Below are 18807 nucleotides of genomic sequence, written 5' to 3' on the forward strand. Positions count from 1 at the left end.
TTTTTTCTTTAATGCATAATATTTAATAATAGTAAATTAAATATATATTATTCAATAAAAATATTTTTTCACATATTGTATTAATATTTTTATTTATTTCTCAATAATTTTAATTAAATTTATTTGAAATTCTAAAAATTTATAGAATTTTATTCGAATGAAATGAATAGAGGATTTTTATATGAACAAACAAACTATATTAACAGTAGGTAAATCAATAGTTATTATTTTGATTTTATTAGCTGTTGTTTTTGCATTAAAAGCTCCTGCTGCTGATTTGCCGGGTTTATCTGATAATCTCAAAGCGGAATATACAGATGCATCTGGTCTTCCTTATTTCAGTGAAATGGATTCATATTATAACTTAAGGTTGACAGAGAACTTTGCAGATCATGGTCATGTAGGAGATGAACTAAAAGATGGTAGTCCATGGGATATGCATAGGTATGCACCTTATGGAAATCAGGTTAATTATGAACTGGGTATCGTATATGTTACAAACTGGCTGCATGATGTGGTAAATTCTTTCTTTGGTGGAGATTATTCACTTAGGGAAGTTGCATTCTGGACTGGAGCAATTATTTCAACATTTGCTGTAATTCCTGCATTCATATTTGCTAGAAGAATCTCAAACGATTGGGGAGCAATTGTTGCTACATTGATTATCGTTCTCGCTCCAAACTACTTTGCGCACACATTCCCAGGATTTTTCGATACAGATATGTTCTATTACATATTCTCACTGCTCTTTATATTCTTCTTTGTTGAATGTATTAGAACAGACAAAATTATTTTAAAAGTAATTTATGCATTGATATCTATTTTATCAATAGGTTTATTCTCACAATCCTGGACAGGTTATATCTTTTACATTGGTTTAATGGGAATATTCTCAATCGTATATTTAATTGCATGTTACATCTTTAATGTTGGCGATGACCAAAGCGAGTATTCAAGTAAATTGTCATGGTTTATTCACCATGATGCATTGCTGTCAATTGTGATTCTAGGTGTTATAGGATTTATAGGCCTTGCCGTATTTAGAGGATTTGACGGTGTATTAGGAATATTCGGAAGTTTAACTGGATTATTAAGTTTGCAATCTGCATCTAGGGTTGTAGGTGGTTTCCCTAACGTTCTTGTTTCCGTTGCAGAGATGCAAATTCCTTCAATGTTAGGTCCTGGAATGAATTCAATGTTCTTAGCTAATACCAACGGATTCATTAACGGTATTGGTGGAATTGCAGTGTTCTTCGCAGCATTATCCGTATTATACATATTAGTATCAAGGGCTTGGAAATTCAGAAAATCAGGAAAAGAAGTTAAAACTACTGGTAAACCTCAAAAAGGAAAAAGATTGTCTGCATCTAAAAAATTAGATGATGAACGTAAATTCAAACTTTCACTGACCGATTTGAAATTCGGAGGTCATGATGAAATTTTATCCGATAAAAGACTGACAGTGCTCTATGCTACATTGTTTTTAGTGTGGGTTGTAATTACTGCTGTTGCTGTAACCAGAGGTTCAAGGTTCATTACAACAATCGTATTGCCGTTCGGATTATTGACAGGTTTATTTATAAGTTATATATCTGATTATATTAAGAACAGATTAAACAATGATAAATGGTTAGTTGTAATTTTATTATTCTGCGGATTCTTGGCTGCGGTTCCATTATCAACTATTAATCCTATTTATGGAATTGCATTATTTGCAGTGATTGCAGCTATTGGTTTAGTAACCATTTACGGTATTAAACCTGATGCATCAGTAAAAGTTCCACTTAAAAAATATGCCGTTATTGCAGCAATCATTATTGCACTTGTCACTCCTACAGTCTGCGGAGCTTTCCAAACTTCTACTAATGTTGCTCCAGGTACTAGTGACCCAATGTGGAATGCAATGCAATGGATTAATGAAACTCAATCAAATGACACTGTTATCACATCCTGGTGGGACTACGGTTACCTCTTCGAGATTGCTGCTGATAAGCAAGTAACCTTCGACGGAGGTTCTCAGACAGGAAGCCGTGCTTTTTGGCTGGGTAAAGCAATGACTACGGATAATTTGGATCTGTCTGTGGGTATATTTAGAATGTTGGATACTACTGGTGAAAATGCAACTGCGATGCTGGTCAATATTACTGGAGATTCAGGTAAATCTGTTGATATTTTACTTGATGTTCTACCAAAATCAGAGAGTGATGCTCAAAAAACTTTGGTTGACAAATATAAATTAACTTCAGCACAGGCCAGTGATCTTGTCAAGTTAACACATCCTGCAAATCCACGTCCTGTTACATTTGTAGCATCTTCAGATATGCTTGGAAAAGCTGGTTGGTGGACTTACTTCGGTAATTGGAACTTTAAAAACCAATCTTCTGAAAACTATCAGTATTTAGTACCTTACCATACAATTAAAGTAAACCCTGGTCAAACAGGCAACTTCAATTTGATGGATGAATACGGTATGAAAGTGGACATGATTATTGAAAGAGGAACAGGAAACAATACAACTAATGCTCATATCGAAACTTCACGCAGTGACAATGGTGAGAAAATCATGATTAACGATACAGAATATAATCCATATAAGGCATCACATCTTATTGTGATTGAAAATAATCAAATCATGAAAAACGAATCAGTCAAAGGCGCTTCTGATGGAAACTTCACTATATTCTTAATCGGTAGCGACAATGAGTATACACCATTCGTTATGAGTAATGAGTTGACAAATTCCATGTTTACTAGACTATACCTGTTAGGTGGTGCAGGTCAAGATCAATTTACTCTTGTGCATGCAGAACCTGGTGTAATGCTGTTCAATGTAAACTTTGACGGCAGCAACTCAACCAGTACAAATACAACATCTGGCAATTAGATTAGGAGTTTCCTAATCTTTCTTTTTTTTATTTTACTTATGGTGATTTTATGGGAATAGAGGAGAAAATAAAAGATATAGAAGAAGAGATTCAAAAGACACCATATAATAAAGCTACTTCACACCATATCGGAAAACTTAAGGCTAAATTATCAAAGCTTAAGGAAGAATCTTTGCAAAGAAGCAGCGGCGGTTCTAAAGGTCAAGGTTTTCATGTTAAAAAAACCGGGGATGCTACTGTAGTTCTTGTGGGATTTCCTTCTGTAGGTAAATCTACTCTCTTAAATAATATTACAAACGCTGAAAGTAAAGTTGGAGCTTATCAATTCACAACTTTAGATATTGTTCCGGGCGTAATGGAACATAAAAATGCTAAAATTCAGGTTTTCGATATTCCGGGAATTATCACCGGTGCAAGTAGTGGTAAAGGAAGAGGTAAAGAAATTCTATCTGTTGCAAGAACTGCTGACTTGATATTGGTTGTGCTGGACACTTTAAATCCACAGCATATTGATGTAATTTTAAACGAGTTAAGAGCTATTGGAATAAGGCCGAATGAGCAACCTCCTGATGTTACTGTTAAAAGGAAAAAGCTTGGTGGTGTAAAAGTTTCATCAACTTGTCCGTTATCTCATTTGGATGAAAAAACAATAAGGTCCATACTTAATGAATATGGATATATCAATGCTGATGTACTCTTTAGAGATGATGTGACAATGGACCAGTTCATTGATGTTCTTGACAGGAACAAATCATACGTTCCAATGCTGGTTCTATTGAATAAAGTGGATTTGGTTGACGACGCTTATATTAAAGAGCTTAAGAAATATATTCCTGAGTTTATTCCAATTTCTGCGGATAAAAATACAAATATTGATGAGTTGAAAGATATAATATTTGATAATTTGGATTTGGTTAGAGTATATTTAAAACCTCAAGGAAGAAAAGCAGATATGGAAGATCCTCTGGTTATTAAAAAAGGTTCTACAGTAATTGATGCCTGTAGGAAATTACACAGGGAATTTGTTAAAAACTTTAGACATGCTAAAGTTTGGGGAACTTCTGTTAAGTTTCCGGGACAAAAAGTCGGTCCTGACCATGTACTTGAAGATGAAGATGTTTTAAGAATTATTTTAAAGAAATAATTCTTCTTTTTTTATATTTTTTGATATTATGAACAATGCTATTTTTATTAGTGGCACTCCGTGTACCGGGAAAACCACAGTCAGTGAAGTTTTAGCTGATAGATTAGACTGTAAACTAATTAAAATCAATGATTTGGCTATTGAAAACAATTTTGTTTTGGGAATTGATGAAGATAAAGGTTATAAGGTCATTGATATTGACAGTCTTAATGAAAAAGTTTTAGAAATTATTGATTCCAATGATGGGATGATTATTTTTGAAGGACATCTGTCTCATTTATGTGATGGTGCGGATAAGGTTATCATTTTAAGAGTCAGGCCTGAAATATTGGAAAAACGTCTTGCAAAGCGCAAGTATTCCAAAGCTAAAATCCGTGAAAATCTTGAAGCTGAGGCAATGGGTGTGTGCAGTGCTGAAGCTTTTGATAAATATGGAGATAATGTGTTTGAAATTGATGTAACTGATTTAAGTATAGACGATACTTCTGATTTGATCAATTGTGTTATTTCTGGTAATGGCGACTTTCATGTAGGAAGCGTCGACTTTATGGATTGGTTATTAAATAATTTCTGATGATGAAATAATTTTCATATTTTCTTATTTTTTTTAAATTTATAATATGAACTGGTTTTTTTTTAATTGTGTGTAATCACTTAATTAAAATTAGTATAATTACTTAAATAAATAATTTTGGTAGATATGATGAAGAAATATATTCCACGATACGTAGATGAAGAATTAAAGGATATTTTGGAGTGTATGGGTGCTGTTTTAATTGTAGGTCCAAAATGGTGTGGAAAAACAACCAACTGCTTCTCAATTTGCTAAATCAATAATTGAATTGCAACATCCAAATTAGGTAATGCATATATTGATTTGGCTGAAAATGATCCTTTATTATTATTGGAGGGAGAAAAACCCTTATTAATAGATGAATGGCAGATGGTTCCAAAATTATGGGATGCTGTAAGGTATTCAGTAGATAAAAATGAAGGTTATGGACTTTATATATTAGACTGGTTCTACTGTTGTTGATAACTCTAAAATAATGCACAGTGGAGTTGGAAGGATTCATAGATTAATTATGAGGCCTATGAGCTTGTATGAAAGTGGTGATTCTAACGGTAAAATTTCATTGATGGATATATTTAATGATAAAAATGTTAAAATTAATGGAATAAATTCAAATTTATCATTAAAAGATTTAATTTTTTTAGCTGCTCGTGGAGGTTGGCCTGAAACTTTAAATATTCCGGATAAAGAGAAACAATAAAAAGTTGTTTCTTCTTATTTCACTAACATTTGTCATGATGTTGCATTTAGTATAGATAATGTAAAACGAGATTCACAAATATTTGAAGCAATTCTTAGGTCATATTCTCGTAATATTTCCACATTGGTTAATAATTCTAAGATAATGTCAGATATCGAAGAGAATTATGGCAGAATTTCTGAACCAACTTTTTACTCTTATATAAGTGTTTTAAAAAAATTATTTGTTATAGATAATATTCCGGCATGGGCTCCAAATATCCGATCTAAACAAAAAATTAGAAAAACTGATAAAAAAGAATTTATAGATCCATCAATTGCAATTGCAGGACTTAATGTTACTCCAGACATGTTATTGTATGATTTGGAAACTTTTGGATTTATTTTCGAAACTTTATGTATACGTGATTTAAAGGTATATTCTGCACCCTTTGGCGGTAAAGTATTGTATTATAATGATGGTACTTTGGATGTTGATTGTGTTTTACAACTAGCTGACGGGCGATATGGCCTAATTGAATTCAGATTAGGGGATAAAAGGATTGAAGGTGCAAAACTTTATTAAAAATTGATAAATTAATCAAAGATAAAATTGCAAATGGCAATATTCACATTCCAGAACCAAGTTTTTTAGCAGTTATAACTGGCGATAATATTGTTCGGGTAAGAAAAGATGGAGTTATGGTAATTCCAATAGGCACATTAAGATAATTATCAATTAAATATTTTTTATTTTTTCTTGTTTTTTGCAAAAAATTTCATTAATTCACAACATTTATAAAGGGTAATAAACATATTTATTCTTAATATTCATATTAACCTAAGGTTAATTTTTAACTATGGTTTTTGTTTTAATTTGCGCAAATCATTTTAATTCAATTTTGAATATTATATCCTATTTTCATTATTATGAGGAGGATATTTTGAGTAGAGGAAAAAGACCAAAGTGGATGATTGATATAGCTATTGAAAGGATGAATATTCTTTTTGAACGTGCTGAGATGGAATTCATCACCCATCCTGAGCGCAGTAATCGCTATGTTGAGCTTGCCTTAAAGTTATCCACAAAGTACAATACTAAAATTCCAGAAAAATGGCGAAGAAGATATTGTAGGAAATGTAAGAAATTCCTTTACCCAGGTCATAATTGCACCGTCCGGCTAATTAACTCAGAAGTTAATATTTTTTGTGGTGAATGTGGCCATGTTATGAAAATTCCTTATCACAAGGAAAAGAAAATTAAAAGGAGAGCTAAATATGAGTCAATCAAAAAAAGAAATGATGAATAGAGCTCTTTCCGCGATGACAATTAATATTGGTAAAGCTGGTGTTAATGACAATGTTATTGAAGAGATTAAACGCCAACTTAAAGCTAATGAAATTGTTAAACTTAAATTTGCAAAAAATATCGCTAGAGATAAAGATGATTATATCGACGAAATTGTCACAAAAACTAGAGCCAAGCTCATAGACGTTAGAGGACATGTTGCTGTAATCTACAAGAAAAAGCCTTAAACATTATAAATTTAGAGTTACAGGCCCTATTTTTTTAGGTCTTAAATTTACAGTGGATTAAGCTACAATAATAAATAAATATTGGAGAATTAATATGACTACTGTATTTGATGTACCTGCAGATTTATTAATTGAAAAAGTCGCAGATGAATTTAAAAACAATGATAAAATCAATTCCCCTGCATGGTCCAATTTTGTTAAAACTGGTGTTCACAAAGAAAGAAAACCAGAAAACGCAGATTGGTGGTATGTAAGAACTGCTTCTATCATCAGAAGGGTTTACATGGATGGTCCTGTAGGAGTAATGAGTTTAAGAACTTTCTACGGTGGTAAAAAAGACCGTGGTGTACGTCCTGAAGTATTCAGAAAAGGTAGCGGATCTATTATCAGACACGCACTTCACCAATTAGAAGACGCAGGATATGTGGAAAAAGTTGAAGGTGGAAGAGTTGTCAGTCCAGCAGGAAGATCATTCTTAGATAAAATTTCTGCTGAAATCATTAAAGATATTCCTGAACTTGAAAAATACTAATTATAATTCGGAGAGTTTGATATGAGCGATTTAGATGAAATTCGTCAAAAGAGAATGGCTGAATTACAAGCTCAACAAGCTGCTATGCAAAATCAACAAATGCAGCAACAACAAGCTGCTGCTCAAGCACAACAGCAAGAAGCACAAAGACGTCAGTTCGAAGCTCAGAAAAAGCAAATTTTGGGTCAGATCATGACTCCTGAAGCTCGTACTAGATTAGGAAATCTCAAATTAACTAAACCGGAACTTGTTGAACAAATTGAACTTCAGTTAATTCAATCAGCCCAAGCTGGTAGTTTAAGAGGTAAAGTTACTGACGACCAATTAAAAGTCTTATTAAGACAAATTGCTGGTCAGAAAAGAGAAATTAAAATTACAAGGAAATAATATCGATGAAAGCTGGTGTATTATATAGTGGTGGTAAAGATTCGTCTTTTATGGCAGTTATGCTTAAAAGATTGGGTCTTGATGTTGAATTATGCACTGCTAACTTTGGTGTTTACAAATCATACATTCCAGCATCAAAATCAGCAAAGGCATTAGGTTTTAATCACAGGGTCCTTGATTTGGACATTGAACTGTTGGATAAGACCTGCGACATGATATTGCATGATGGATTTCCAAATGATGGAATCAAGTTCATTCATGAAAATGTCATTGAAAAAGTTGCTGAAGAATATGATATTATTGCCGATGGAACAAGAAGGGATGATAGAACTCCAAAACTCAATATCAATCAGATAAGAAGTCTTGAAGATAGAAAAGATGTTCAGTATATTAATTTGGACAGTTTTGGTCACAAATCTGTAAAATTGATAACATCTAATTTATTTGAAATTTCTCATGAAAAATCTAACAAGGATAACAGTTCTGATTATGAGGTTGAAATAAGGACTTTGATTGATGAAAAAGGAGGAAACTCATTGGATATTTTCCCGGAACATTATCAAACTCGTGTTATTGGATATAAAAAATAATTATTGTTACAGGTGAGAAAATGAGTAGAAATAAACCATTAGCTAAAAAATTAAGAATGGCAAAAGCAAACAAACAAAATAGGAGAATTCCAATCTGGGCTTATGCTAAAACTAACCGTAAACTTAGATACAGACCAAAACCTAGACATTGGAGAAGAAACAGTCTTAAATTATAATGAGGGGTTATTATGGAAAGAGTTTACACAATTCCACTTAGAAATGTGAAAAATGTTAAAAGGACTATCAGAGCTCCTAGAGCTATCAGAGAAGTTAAAAACTTTTTAACCAAACACATGAAAGCTGAAGAAGTTAAAATTGATGAATCTATCAATCATGCTATTTGGGAAAGAGGTATCCAAAAAATACCTTCTAAAATTACTGTAAAAGCAGTTAAAGATGATGATGGTATTGTACAAGCTACTTTAGCTGAATAGCTATCGTACCTTTTACCATGCTATTGAGTGATGTGAGGTGACAATATGTTGAAAAGAGTCGATATAGTAGGAAATCCGAATGTAGGAGTGTTTATTTTAGCAACTGATGATTTAGCAATTGTTCCTTATACTCTTTTAGATGAAAAAGCAGATATTATTAAGGAAACTTTAGATGTAGATGTTGTTAAGTCTTCTATATCAGGTAGTAGTCTCATTGGAGCTTTAGCTGTTGCTAATTCAAATGGTATCGTTGTTTCCCCACATGCGTTAGATAGAGAAATTGAACAATTTGAAAAGCTTGGTTTAAATGTAGCAACACTTCCGGGCCAATACACTGCTGTAGGTAATATTATTGCAGCAAACGATAATGGTGCTATTGCAAGTCCGTTCTTGGAAGATGAAGCTATTCAGGTAGTTGAAGAAACTTTGGACGTTGATGTAAAATCTGCTTCCATTGTCGGAAGTGACATTATCGGATCTATGATTTCTGTTACTAACAAAGGATTTTTAATGAGTGGCCAGGCTATTAATAGTGAAATTAATTTTGCTCAAGAAGTATTTGGTGTAGAAGGAGACATTGGTACTGTGGGTAAAGGTATTCCTTTAGTTGGTGCATGCATCATTTCCAATTCTAATGGTGCAATTGTTGCTAAAGACAGTACTGGTCCTGAAATGGCTAGAGTTGAAGAAGCATTAGGCTTTTTAGATGATTTTTAATTAATATATCATGAGGGATTTAATATGATAACAAAAATTTACAGAGTTAAAGGTACTTTTGTAATGGGCGATGAATATCATAAGTTTACCAAAGAATACAAAGCTACTTGTGAGGCTGATGTAGAAGATAAAATCTATCAACGTTTCGGAAGTAAACATGGTATCAACAGGAACCAAATTTCAATTAATGAAATTGTAGAAATTGCTCCTGAAGATGTTGAAGACCCAATTGTAAAAGAAATTTTATAAATGCATTTAAGGTGTAATTATGGAAGATCAGCAAAGATTAAACAATCTTCTTAATGAAATTAATGCATACCGACAACAGGCTGAATTAATTCAACATCAAATAGAATTAATTCAAGCTTCCATTGCTGAAGTTGATGCATTATCCAACACTTTAGATGACATTGAAGGAAAAGATTCTGTTGAAGCTTTCGTTCCTGTAGGTGCTGGTTCTTTCATTAAAGGGGAACTTAAAAGTACTGATGAAATTATTGTAAGTATTGGTTCTGGTATTGCTGTTAAAAAAGATGCGGATGGCGCTCGCGAAATTATTGCTGGACAAAAAGAAGATTTAAAAGACAGCTTGGACAAAATGTTGGCTAACTTACAGCAAGTAACTGACATTGTCGGCAATCTTCAAGCTCAAGCAGAACAGTTAGCTGCTGCTGCTCAAGGCAATATGACTCAAATGAGATAATACTTTTACAATTTTTTCTTTTTTCTATTTTTTAATTTTTACTAAATAATTTTTAAAACTTTTTATTGAAGTCCTTTTTTTCATTTTCAATTCATAATTTAAATAATATAAAACATATAAATATTCATAATTAAATTATTTACTAACTTTTTAGGTTGGGTTATTTTTGTTTGAATCATTAAAAAAGAAATTTTCACGTACAAGTGAAAAATTAGAAGAAGAACTCATTGAAGAGGCTGAAAAAGAAGATAATCTTCAAGAAGAATCCGGTAAAAGGTTTTCATTTTTCTCATTCGGTCGTAAAAAAGAAGAAAAACAGGAAGAGGATGAGAAAGAGGATGAATCCAATTTAATTCCCGAATCCACTGGAGAAGCTGAAGCTGAATCAGCTGAAGAAGTTAAAGAGGAGAAAAAATCTAGTTTTTGGAGTTTTTCAAGGAAATCTGATAAAGATGATGAGGCTGACGAGTCTGAGGATGAGAATGTTGTTGAAGATGAGGTTGATGAGTCTGAAGAGGATGTTAAGGAAGAGAAGAAATCTCACTTTTGGAGTAGGTCTAAGGATAAATCTGATGAAGAAGATGGGGCTGACGAGTCTGAGGATGAGAATGTTGTTGAAGATGAGGTTGATGAGTCTGAAGAGGATGTTAAGGAAGAGAAGAAATCTCACTTTTGGAGTAGGTCTAAGGATAAATCTGAAGATGAAGATAAAGACGATGAGTCTGAGGATGAGGAAAAAGAGGAAAAATCTCACTTTTGGAGTAGAAACAAATCAAAATCTGATGAGATTTCCGCAGATGGTGAGGCTACCGGCGGTCTTTTCTCTTTTGTTCGTGAAAAAACCATCTCTGAAAAACACGTCGAAGACATCTTATGGGAACTTGAAATGGAACTCTTGCAAGGTGATGTGGCTATGGAAGTGGCTACAGAGGTTGTTGAGAATGTTAAAAATGATCTGGTCGGTAAAAAAATCAAAAGAAGCAATGATATTACAGAATATACATTCCTTGCTTTGAGAAATGCCGTAGCTGAAATCATTGACATTCCTGGAAAATCCATGACAGAAATGATTGAAGAGAAAAAAGCTCAGGGCGAACCTCTTGTCGTAATGTTTGTTGGAATCAACGGAACAGGAAAAACAACAACCATCGGTAAATTGGCTAACTATTACCTTAAGAAAGGTTATACTCCTGTAATTGCGGCTTCAGATACATTCAGGGCTGGTGCTATCGAGCAGGTAACTTATCACGCTGACAATGTTGGTGTTAAAATCATAAAGCACCAGAAAGGTTCAGATCCTGCAGCTGTTGCATATGATGCTGTTGAACATGCAAAAGCACAGGGAAAAGAATTGGTTTTAATCGATACTGCAGGAAGAATGCAGACCAATGTCAATCTTATGGATGAAATGAAAAAAATCAAAAGGGTTGCCAAACCTGATTTGGTCATATTTGTCGGTGATGCACTGACAGGTAATGACGCTACCGAACAGGCTGTCAAATTTAACGATGCAATCGATATTGACGGAGTTATTTTAACCAAGGCTGATGCAGACAGTAAAGGTGGTGCTTCACTTTCAATTGGATATGTAATCAAAAAACCTATCATGTTCTTAGGTATGGGTCAGGGTTATGATGATATCAAGGAATATGATGCCGAATGGATGTTGGATCAGTTGTTCAGTGAGGATGAAGATGCTGTTACATTAGAGGAAGAATAAATGAATATTAAAAAATTATTATTTGCAATGCTGGTTGTTCTGGTGTTGTTTGCAGTTGTATTTAATCTGATGGGGTTTGAACATAACAATCCTTTGGCTGAATCATTGAAGGCGAACTCCGTAAAGGAAGATGTGTCTATGGCTGTAACAGGTGATGTCATGCTTGGACGTACTGTTGCAAGTGTTATAAGTTCAGATTCACTTCCTCTTGCAGGCATAAGCAATGTAACTTCAAATGTTGATTTGCTGCTGATTAACCTGGAAAATGCAGCCACATCATCAGAAAATGCGGTTAAGCCTGATATTCCACTTAAGTGTAATCCAAGTAGCGTAATATTGGCTAAAGGAAATAACCGTACTGTTGCAGCTCTTGCAAATAATCATGTATGTGACTACGGAATAAGTGGGATGAATGACACTATCAAGAATGTCAAACAGGTGGGTATGACTCCAATCGGCGCAGGGTCTAATGAAAATGAGGCTCATGCTCCTGCAGTTGAAGAGATTGGCGGAAGAAATATTACCATTTTCAATTATATGGATTCAAATAATTTTGCCGAATATGATTATGATGTGATGCCTTACGCTAACGGTTCAGCACCGGGTTATTCTGCTTACAATTCACAATTGGCACAAAAACAAATTGCTGATGCACGTGGAAACGGTTCTGACTTTGTTGTTGCATACTTGCACTTTGGAAATGAATATTCCACATCTCCAAATGAAGACCAGATGAAAATTGCTCATGAGTTGATTGATTATGGTGCAGACATTGTCATAGGTGCTCATCCTCATGTTACTCAGGGGGTTGAGATGTATAAAGGAAAACCAATCTTTTACAGTTTGGGAAATTGTGTCTTTGACATGTCAGGAAATGGTGTGGAAAATGCATATATTCTTAAAATTGATTTGGTCAATAACACAGGTAAATGCACTGTCTATCCGGTTTACATTTCCAATAACCTGCCACAGTTCATGGATGATGATTCCGGCAATTCACTATTGAATGGACTAACTCCAAAGTGCAATGAACTTAAAGTTGGCAATGGTGTCGGCACGTTGGAATTCAATTTAACTGATGAAAAATAGAATTTTTTATTTAAATTCTTTATTTTCTTTTTAAATTAACTATTTTGTTTAATTTTTTTATTTTCTTATTATTTTTTCCTAATTTTTCTTATATTTCGTATTTATCGTATTATATTGTCTATAATAACTCTTGATATTAATATTCAATTTTTGATTGATTGTGTATTAATCTAATTTAAATTTATATTATTTAAGTTTATTATATTCTATTTCAAGTAGATTGTCCTTTTATTTCATATTTCTATATGTTTTTTATCTTTTTTAATTAATTTACTTTATTTTTGTTTGTTTTTTTAAGTTTAAAGTTGTAAAAACATTTATATAGGTATTATTAATATATTTTTACTCACATACATTTTTTTTTAAAAATAAATTCAGAAGGTGAAAAAATTTCGATAAAAAATAAATCATTGTTCATCGCATTTGCATTAATTTTTTTCCTTTTGCTGGGAGTTGCAAGTGCTAGTGAGGATGGCAATGTTTCAAGCGTTGAAAATTCTGACGATAATTCAAATATATTATCTTCAAATATTGAATTGGAAAATAACATTTCTTCAACTTCAAATGAAGAAATATCTGATGTTAATGATGATAAATTAGGTATTGATGAAAATTCACAGGAAGTTGGTGAAAGTAATTCTTCCGATGTTTTAAGTGAAGTTAAAACTTCCATTAAAGTCACTTCCCCTTCAACAATTATCAGAGGGGATTCATTTGATGTAAAACTTTTGGATGCAAATGGGAAAGGAATATCCGGTAAAACTGTATCTTTCGAAGTGATTGGAAAAACTTTCAAAAGGACAACTGACAACAGTGGTGTTGCAAGTTTGAATTTAAATCTTGCTAAAGGTTACTATACAATTGAATATTCCTTTAATGAAAATGGATATGCTCCTGTTTCAGGTAAAACTAGCGTTTTGGTTGTAACAAACATTCAATCTGTTATTAAAGGGTCTAATTATGTTGCATATAGGGGTGTTCTCAATCCATATATTGTCACATTAAGTGCCGATGGAGTCAAATTGGCTAATAAGAAAGTAAGATTCATCATTCGCGGTAACAGTTATTACAGGACTACTGATGGAAATGGTCAGGCTAGCTTGAACATTAACCTGGCTAAAGGTGCATATACTGTCAGATATTATTTCTATGGCGATGCAAACCTTGATGCTGCTAACGGCAAATCAGTAATAACAGTTAAGCAGGGCATGCCGACTAAAATTTCTCAAGTCCTCACAGTTCCTTATTATAATAAGGTTTTAGGGTCATTTAAGGTGAAAGTTGTTGATGTAAGGGGAGATCCCGTCAGAGGTAATTTGGTCTTCACAGTCAACAACAAAAAATACACAAGAGCTTTGGACGCCGGTATTGCTACTTTGGGCATCAAATTAAGTTCCGGAACTTATAAAATCAGTTATAATTATTATAAGAACTCCGTTTTCAATGCGGTAAGTGGTTCAAAAACCATTCTTGTCAGGTCTTTAAATTACTGCAGTAATAACGGATATTGGGTTTTCGGATATGACATGAAAAATGTTAACCTGGACACATTGGCTAAAACTTCAACCAAACATATCTTTTTAAACTATGCTGCAATAAGTAAGCATGGAAAGACAGCTGTTGAGACTTTCATAAGCAATGCAAACAAAAAAGGAATAAAAGTCCATATCTGGATGCAGATATTCTACAACGGGGAATGGGTTTCTCCTGTAAACAATGGCGGCAGTTATAAATATTCATTCTTCAATTCCAAAATCAATGAAGCTAAACAGTATGCTGCTCTCAAAGGTGTTGCAGGCATTCATATGGATTACTTAAGATTCCCTGGAACTGCTTATCAGTACAAAAACGGTGCGGCAGCTATAAATTACTTCACCAAACAGTTATGTGATGCGGTTCACAAAATCAATAATAATCTTATAGTATCTGCTGCGGTAATGCCTGAAGTTGATTCCAACAAATATTATTACGGTCAGGACATTCCAACATTATCCAAATATCTTGATGTAGTGATTCCTATGATTTATAAGGGAAATTATGAAGCTGGAACCTCTTGGATTCAGTCCACTACCAAAAAATTTGTTGACATGAGTAACGGTGCAGAAATTTGGACAGGTATTCAGGCGTACAACTCCGATGATGATGTAACTGCATTATCCAGTACACAACTTTTAAAAGATTACCAGGCAGCTGCAAATGGTGGGGCAACAGGTGTTATTTCATTTAGATGGGGAATTTCCAAACTGATCAATTTCGCTTTGATTTAATTCCTCTTCTTTTTTTTATTTCAGGTGAACTATGAACAAAAAACTACTAATTCCAATACTTTTTCTTTTTACATTAATTCTGGCAATTTCTTCTGTGTCTGCGGCTGAAAATTCGACCGATACGGTTAATGCTGAAAATTTTTTGGATGATGAAAAGCAAACATTAAGTGATGAAGATTTATCACAGGTAACAGAAACTAATGACGGGGAGATACTTGGGGAAAATTCAACTCCTCCGATGGAAAAGTCCAAATCCAGCGTTTCAGCTTCGTCTGTATCTGGCTATTCATCATTTCCAACAAAATTCGTGGTTAAACTGAAAATCAACAACAAACCTGCTGCGGGCAAGAAAATTATCATAAATGTAAATAAGAATAACTACACACGTTATACCAATAATAACGGCGAAGCTATTATGAATATTAACCTTCAGAAGGGTATTTACAATGTTAATTTTGTATATGCCGGTGATGTAAACACCACTTCTTCAAAGGGAACCAGTAAAATAACTGTCAAGCAATCTTTAAAGACAAATCTCATTACAGACAATTACCTTAATTTCCGTCAGGGCTTAAAGTCAATATTCTATGTTAAGCTCTACATTCAAAAAGGAGTATTGAAAAATCAGTTGGTTATATTCACTGTTGCCGGAAAGACTTATAAGGTCAAAACAAATTCCATAGGTTATGCAAAGATTTATTTGAGCCTTAAGAAGGGAACATATAAAATCAGAGCCACATTTACAAAGAATAAGCCTTATCTTGGATGTTCAAAAGTGTTCACTATTAAGGTGAAACCTCAAATGGCTAAAGGTAACGGATATTGGTTGTGGCCGATGCATATGTCTTCCATAAATCTTAAAACTCTTGCAAATAGGGGAACCAAACACATATTCCTGCTTAGTGATGCTGTACATTCGTATGGTATGTCATATGTGACATCATGGATTAAAAAGGCCAACAGTTATGGGATGAGCGTTCACATCTGGATGATGGTTTGCTATAACGGTGACTGGGTTTCTCCTGTAAGGGATGACGGATCATTTAAGTATTATTTCATCAACAAGAAAATAAACGAAGCCAAATACTATGCTAAAATCAAGGGAGTTGCAGGAATACACTTGGATTATATGAGATACGGAGGTACTGCCCATAAGCATATCAATTCTATCGAATCCATTAACTACATTGTTAAAAAAATAAGCTATGCAGTTCACAGTGTAAATCCAAATGCCATCATGTCAATTGCAATTATGCCTGAACCTAGTATGATGCATTACTATTATGGTCAGGATGTTCCTACTCTGTCCAAATATGTCGATGCTCTGCTGCCTATGGCCTATAAGGGAAGTTATGGTCAAAACACGAAATGGATTCAGTCCGTAACCAAAACCTTTGTAAAGCAGTCCAACGGTGCACAAATCTGGACAGGTCTTCAAACCTATAAGTCTGAAGAGGACACTTCCAAATTGCCATATAACGCTTTGATGATTGATGCAAGGTCTGCAATGAAAGGCGGAGCCGCTGGTGTTGTGCTGTTTAGAGTCGGCATAACATATTATCTTAACTTCAGAAATGTGTAGAAACTCTGTTTTCTCACCATTTTCTTTTAGAAATAGCTTTTAATCTCTTTTTTTCTATATTTTTCTTTTTATCGGACTGATACTGTCTGCGTTGGCGACTGGTTGTGGTCTCATTATTTCTCATGATTGTTATCAGGTCTATTGAGTTTCCGCTGCATGCCAATAGAACTCTGATTTCCTTGTATGTTTTTGATTGGGGCGCTTCATAAACCACTGCATACATATTGTTTTCAACGTGTTCCCAGCTTATGGGGTCTTTTTCCATTAAACAGTCTACAACATAACTTCTTGAAATTCCATTTTCATCCAGTCTTTCCTGGAAGTGTCTGTTTTCAAAGCACCAGTTTATGCTTGCGGTATCTCCCATAATAAATTTATCAAAAACATTCATTTTTTTCACTACAATTACATTTATTATGTATAATTAATAAATTTTACATTGTCGAGGAAAATATTATGTCTGAACAAACTCAATGGGATTCGTCTATAGCATTCATTTTCGCAATGATTGGAGCTGCAGTTGGTCTTGGAAACATCTGGCGTTTCAGTTATGTGCTTTATTCTAATGGTGGGGGATCATTTTTCATTCCTTACTTTATCGCAATCGCTATAATGGGAGTTCCATTTTTAATTCTAGAATATGGTGTGGGATTCAGTTTCAAGGAATCGTTTTCAAAGATTATGCGGAAAATTAAGCCTCAATTTGAGATTATTGCTTGGATTCTGGTTCTTTTTGTGTTTATAGTGACTATTTATTATATGGTAATTTTAAGTTGGGATTTGGTATATCTGCTAAGCAGTTTCACATTCAGTTGGGGAACTGATGCTGCAGCTTACTTTACTCAGAATGTAGGCGGAAGTTCAAACTTGTCCAATGCAAGTTTCCTGCTGATTCCAACAACAATTGGAGTATTGTTATTATGGATTGTTTTATGGTTTATTGCTCATAAGAATGTCGATAAGGGTATTGGTAAGGTTTCAAAAATTCTCATTCCTGCTTTGTTTATTATAATGGGTATTATTGTTGTTTATGCTTTGACTTTGCCTGGTGCAGGTGTAGGTATCAGCACTTTACTAACTCCTGACTGGAGTGCGCTTCTTAATGTTAATATATGGCTGGCCGCTTTTGCCCAAATCATTTTCTCATTAAGTATGGGTCAGGCTATTGCTCTTACATATGCAAGTTACTTGCCTGAAAACTCAAAATTGATTGATAATGTACTGATTGTCGTTGCATCCAACTCAGCTTTTGAAATATTCACTGCATTTGGAGTATTTTCAATATTGGGTTATATGTCAGTGACTGCGGGAACTCCTATGGTTCAGCTAATTACAGAAGGTACTGGACTGATATTTGTAGTGTTCCCAATGATATTCAATATTATGGGTCCTATTGGACGTATATTGGCTCCATTATTGTTCTTAGCAATTTTATTTGCAGGAATTACCTCAGCGTTAGGATTTTTCGAACCGATGCTGAATTCAACTTCTGATAAGCTGGGCTGGTCCCGTAAAAAAACAGCAACAATTTTAGCTGTCATCGGTTGTGCATTTTCACTGATTTTAACAACAGGTATCAGCAGCTATCTGGTCGGAATCATCGATTCATTTGTTAATGAATTTGGAATATTGCTGTTGATTGGAGTTCAATGTATCATATTTGCATGGTTCTGTGGTGTCGAACACTTTTTACCTGCTTTAAACGAATATTCAACATTCAAAGTTGGTACAATTTGGTCTTTTGTAATCAAATATCTTCTTCCTGTAGTACTTATTGTAATGTGGGCAATAGGTATTGTCACATTATTCAGCACAGCCAAACACTTCGAAATCATGATTGATGTAGTCATTATCATGGCTGTTCTGATTTTCGGATTTATACTTACAAAAGTCCGTCCTAGGGTGGATAATTAATTTATTCACTTTTTTATTTTTTTAATATATATTTTCATTTTAAAAAGAGTCTTTT

Annotated in this window: 23 protein-coding genes; 22 read left to right on the plus strand and 1 reads right to left on the minus strand. The window is 33.8% G+C overall.

What is annotated here, in order from left to right; all coding sequences use genetic code 11:
* The first annotated feature begins 181 nt into the window (after positions 1 to 181).
* The 21 genes from Q0P94_RS01285 to Q0P94_RS01385 all read left to right on the plus strand — a co-directional run bounded on the left by Q0P94_RS01285 (position 182) and on the right by Q0P94_RS01385 (position 16838).
* On the plus strand, positions 182 to 2884 hold the full coding sequence (locus Q0P94_RS01285; protein WP_295112845.1) for an STT3 domain-containing protein: 2703 nt from the start codon (positions 182 to 184) through the stop codon (positions 2882 to 2884).
* 50 nt (positions 2885 to 2934) lie between these two features.
* Positions 2935 to 4029, plus strand: a complete 1095-nt coding sequence (locus tag Q0P94_RS01290) for a GTP-binding protein (protein ID WP_295112848.1) — start codon at positions 2935 to 2937, stop codon at positions 4027 to 4029.
* A gap of 28 nt (positions 4030 to 4057) precedes the next feature.
* Positions 4058 to 4603: an adenylate kinase family protein gene (locus Q0P94_RS01295; RefSeq protein ID WP_295112851.1), complete on the plus strand. Its 546-nt coding sequence runs from the start codon at positions 4058 to 4060 to the stop codon at positions 4601 to 4603.
* Between the two features lie 126 nt (positions 4604 to 4729).
* Positions 4730 to 4858 carry a hypothetical protein gene (locus Q0P94_RS01300; protein ID WP_295112854.1) on the plus strand — a complete coding sequence of 43 codons (129 nt, stop codon included), beginning with the start codon at positions 4730 to 4732 and terminating at the stop codon, positions 4856 to 4858.
* A gap of 48 nt (positions 4859 to 4906) precedes the next feature.
* Entirely contained in the window at positions 4907 to 5065 is a 159-nt protein-coding gene (locus Q0P94_RS01305; RefSeq protein ID WP_295112856.1) for a hypothetical protein, read from the plus strand.
* Between the two features lie 58 nt (positions 5066 to 5123).
* Positions 5124 to 5303 carry a hypothetical protein gene (locus Q0P94_RS01310; protein WP_295112859.1) on the plus strand — a complete coding sequence of 60 codons (180 nt, stop codon included), beginning with the start codon at positions 5124 to 5126 and terminating at the stop codon, positions 5301 to 5303.
* 144 nt (positions 5304 to 5447) lie between these two features.
* A complete protein-coding gene (locus Q0P94_RS01315; RefSeq protein ID WP_295112861.1) occupies positions 5448 to 5867 on the plus strand; it encodes a DUF4143 domain-containing protein in 420 nt (139 codons plus the stop codon).
* 358 nt (positions 5868 to 6225) lie between these two features.
* Positions 6226 to 6591 (plus strand): ribonuclease P protein component 4, encoded by a 366-nt coding sequence (locus Q0P94_RS01320; protein ID WP_295112864.1) that lies wholly within the window; start codon positions 6226 to 6228, stop codon positions 6589 to 6591.
* Positions 6560 to 6817 (plus strand): YhbY family RNA-binding protein, encoded by a 258-nt coding sequence (locus Q0P94_RS01325; RefSeq protein WP_295112867.1) that lies wholly within the window; start codon positions 6560 to 6562, stop codon positions 6815 to 6817. The genes Q0P94_RS01320 and Q0P94_RS01325 overlap by 32 nt, the downstream gene beginning before the upstream one ends.
* 94 nt (positions 6818 to 6911) lie before the next feature.
* Positions 6912 to 7349: a 30S ribosomal protein S19e gene (locus Q0P94_RS01330; protein ID WP_295112869.1), complete on the plus strand. Its 438-nt coding sequence runs from the start codon at positions 6912 to 6914 to the stop codon at positions 7347 to 7349.
* Positions 7350 to 7370: 21 nt separating this feature from the next.
* On the plus strand, positions 7371 to 7736 hold the full coding sequence (locus Q0P94_RS01335) for a DNA-binding protein (RefSeq protein ID WP_295112872.1): 366 nt from the start codon (positions 7371 to 7373) through the stop codon (positions 7734 to 7736).
* Positions 7737 to 7741: 5 nt separating this feature from the next.
* Positions 7742 to 8326 (plus strand): hypothetical protein, encoded by a 585-nt coding sequence (locus Q0P94_RS01340; RefSeq protein WP_295112876.1) that lies wholly within the window; start codon positions 7742 to 7744, stop codon positions 8324 to 8326.
* 20 nt (positions 8327 to 8346) lie between these two features.
* Positions 8347 to 8502, plus strand: coding sequence for a 50S ribosomal protein L39e (locus Q0P94_RS01345; protein ID WP_004032463.1), 156 nt, complete (start codon positions 8347 to 8349; stop codon positions 8500 to 8502).
* 12 nt (positions 8503 to 8514) lie between these two features.
* The gene (locus Q0P94_RS01350; RefSeq protein WP_295112879.1) at positions 8515 to 8760 is read left to right on the plus strand and encodes a 50S ribosomal protein L31e; all 246 of its coding nucleotides are present in this window, start codon (positions 8515 to 8517) and stop codon (positions 8758 to 8760) included.
* Positions 8761 to 8805: 45 nt separating this feature from the next.
* Entirely contained in the window at positions 8806 to 9477 is a 672-nt protein-coding gene (locus Q0P94_RS01355; RefSeq protein ID WP_295112881.1) for a translation initiation factor IF-6, read from the plus strand.
* Positions 9478 to 9501: 24 nt separating this feature from the next.
* Positions 9502 to 9726, plus strand: a complete 225-nt coding sequence (gene rpl18a, locus Q0P94_RS01360; protein ID WP_295112884.1) for a 50S ribosomal protein L18Ae — start codon at positions 9502 to 9504, stop codon at positions 9724 to 9726.
* A 19-nt stretch (positions 9727 to 9745) separates the two neighbouring features.
* Complete coding sequence (gene pfdA / locus Q0P94_RS01365) at positions 9746 to 10180, plus strand: prefoldin subunit alpha (protein WP_295112887.1); 435 nt, start codon at positions 9746 to 9748, stop codon at positions 10178 to 10180.
* A 166-nt stretch (positions 10181 to 10346) separates the two neighbouring features.
* Entirely contained in the window at positions 10347 to 11900 is a 1554-nt protein-coding gene (ftsY, locus tag Q0P94_RS01370) for a signal recognition particle-docking protein FtsY (RefSeq protein WP_295112890.1), read from the plus strand.
* Positions 11901 to 12989: a CapA family protein gene (locus Q0P94_RS01375; protein WP_295112894.1), complete on the plus strand. Its 1089-nt coding sequence runs from the start codon at positions 11901 to 11903 to the stop codon at positions 12987 to 12989. It abuts the gene before it with no gap.
* Between the two features lie 443 nt (positions 12990 to 13432).
* Complete coding sequence (locus tag Q0P94_RS01380; protein WP_295112897.1) at positions 13433 to 15256, plus strand: putative glycoside hydrolase; 1824 nt, start codon at positions 13433 to 13435, stop codon at positions 15254 to 15256.
* Between the two features lie 31 nt (positions 15257 to 15287).
* A complete protein-coding gene (locus Q0P94_RS01385) occupies positions 15288 to 16838 on the plus strand; it encodes a hypothetical protein (RefSeq protein ID WP_295112901.1) in 1551 nt (516 codons plus the stop codon).
* A gap of 13 nt (positions 16839 to 16851) precedes the next feature.
* On the opposite strand, the gene Q0P94_RS01390 is transcribed toward Q0P94_RS01385, so the two are convergent.
* The gene (locus Q0P94_RS01390) at positions 16852 to 17229 is read right to left on the minus strand and encodes a hypothetical protein (RefSeq protein WP_295112904.1); all 378 of its coding nucleotides are present in this window, start codon (positions 17227 to 17229) and stop codon (positions 16852 to 16854) included.
* A gap of 65 nt (positions 17230 to 17294) precedes the next feature.
* Here Q0P94_RS01390 and Q0P94_RS01395 point away from each other — a divergent pair, with 65 nt between their 5' ends.
* Positions 17295 to 18752 carry a sodium-dependent transporter gene (locus Q0P94_RS01395; RefSeq protein ID WP_295112907.1) on the plus strand — a complete coding sequence of 486 codons (1458 nt, stop codon included), beginning with the start codon at positions 17295 to 17297 and terminating at the stop codon, positions 18750 to 18752.
* Positions 18753 to 18807: the final 55 nt, after the last annotated feature.

The organism is uncultured Methanobrevibacter sp. (genome assembly GCF_946184425.1).
Classification (GTDB): Archaea; Methanobacteriota; Methanobacteria; order Methanobacteriales; family Methanobacteriaceae; genus Methanocatella.

What these genes read in the sequence shown, in the direction of transcription:
- Q0P94_RS01325 (WP_295112867.1), top strand. Translation starts at nt 6,560, where the DNA reads ATGAGTCAATCAAAAAAAGAAATGATGAATAGAGCTCTTTCCGCGATG.
- Q0P94_RS01375 (WP_295112894.1), top strand. Translation starts at nt 11,901, where the DNA reads ATGAATATTAAAAAATTATTATTTGCAATGCTGGTTGTTCTGGTGTTG.
- Q0P94_RS01290 (WP_295112848.1), top strand. Translation starts at nt 2,935, where the DNA reads ATGGGAATAGAGGAGAAAATAAAAGATATAGAAGAAGAGATTCAAAAG.
- Q0P94_RS01385 (WP_295112901.1), top strand. Translation starts at nt 15,288, where the DNA reads ATGAACAAAAAACTACTAATTCCAATACTTTTTCTTTTTACATTAATT.
- Q0P94_RS01310 (WP_295112859.1), top strand. Translation starts at nt 5,124, where the DNA reads ATGAGCTTGTATGAAAGTGGTGATTCTAACGGTAAAATTTCATTGATG.
- rpl18a (WP_295112884.1), top strand. Translation starts at nt 9,502, where the DNA reads ATGATAACAAAAATTTACAGAGTTAAAGGTACTTTTGTAATGGGCGAT.
- Q0P94_RS01390 (WP_295112904.1), bottom strand. Translation starts at nt 17,229, where the DNA reads ATGAATGTTTTTGATAAATTTATTATGGGAGATACCGCAAGCATAAAC.
- Q0P94_RS01345 (WP_004032463.1), top strand. Translation starts at nt 8,347, where the DNA reads ATGAGTAGAAATAAACCATTAGCTAAAAAATTAAGAATGGCAAAAGCA.
- pfdA (WP_295112887.1), top strand. Translation starts at nt 9,746, where the DNA reads ATGGAAGATCAGCAAAGATTAAACAATCTTCTTAATGAAATTAATGCA.
- Q0P94_RS01355 (WP_295112881.1), top strand. Translation starts at nt 8,806, where the DNA reads ATGTTGAAAAGAGTCGATATAGTAGGAAATCCGAATGTAGGAGTGTTT.
- Q0P94_RS01330 (WP_295112869.1), top strand. Translation starts at nt 6,912, where the DNA reads ATGACTACTGTATTTGATGTACCTGCAGATTTATTAATTGAAAAAGTC.
- Q0P94_RS01315 (WP_295112861.1), top strand. Translation starts at nt 5,448, where the DNA reads ATGTCAGATATCGAAGAGAATTATGGCAGAATTTCTGAACCAACTTTT.
- Q0P94_RS01285 (WP_295112845.1), top strand. Translation starts at nt 182, where the DNA reads ATGAACAAACAAACTATATTAACAGTAGGTAAATCAATAGTTATTATT.
- Q0P94_RS01300 (WP_295112854.1), top strand. Translation starts at nt 4,730, where the DNA reads ATGATGAAGAAATATATTCCACGATACGTAGATGAAGAATTAAAGGAT.
- Q0P94_RS01350 (WP_295112879.1), top strand. Translation starts at nt 8,515, where the DNA reads ATGGAAAGAGTTTACACAATTCCACTTAGAAATGTGAAAAATGTTAAA.
- Q0P94_RS01340 (WP_295112876.1), top strand. Translation starts at nt 7,742, where the DNA reads ATGAAAGCTGGTGTATTATATAGTGGTGGTAAAGATTCGTCTTTTATG.
- Q0P94_RS01335 (WP_295112872.1), top strand. Translation starts at nt 7,371, where the DNA reads ATGAGCGATTTAGATGAAATTCGTCAAAAGAGAATGGCTGAATTACAA.
- Q0P94_RS01395 (WP_295112907.1), top strand. Translation starts at nt 17,295, where the DNA reads ATGTCTGAACAAACTCAATGGGATTCGTCTATAGCATTCATTTTCGCA.
- Q0P94_RS01295 (WP_295112851.1), top strand. Translation starts at nt 4,058, where the DNA reads ATGAACAATGCTATTTTTATTAGTGGCACTCCGTGTACCGGGAAAACC.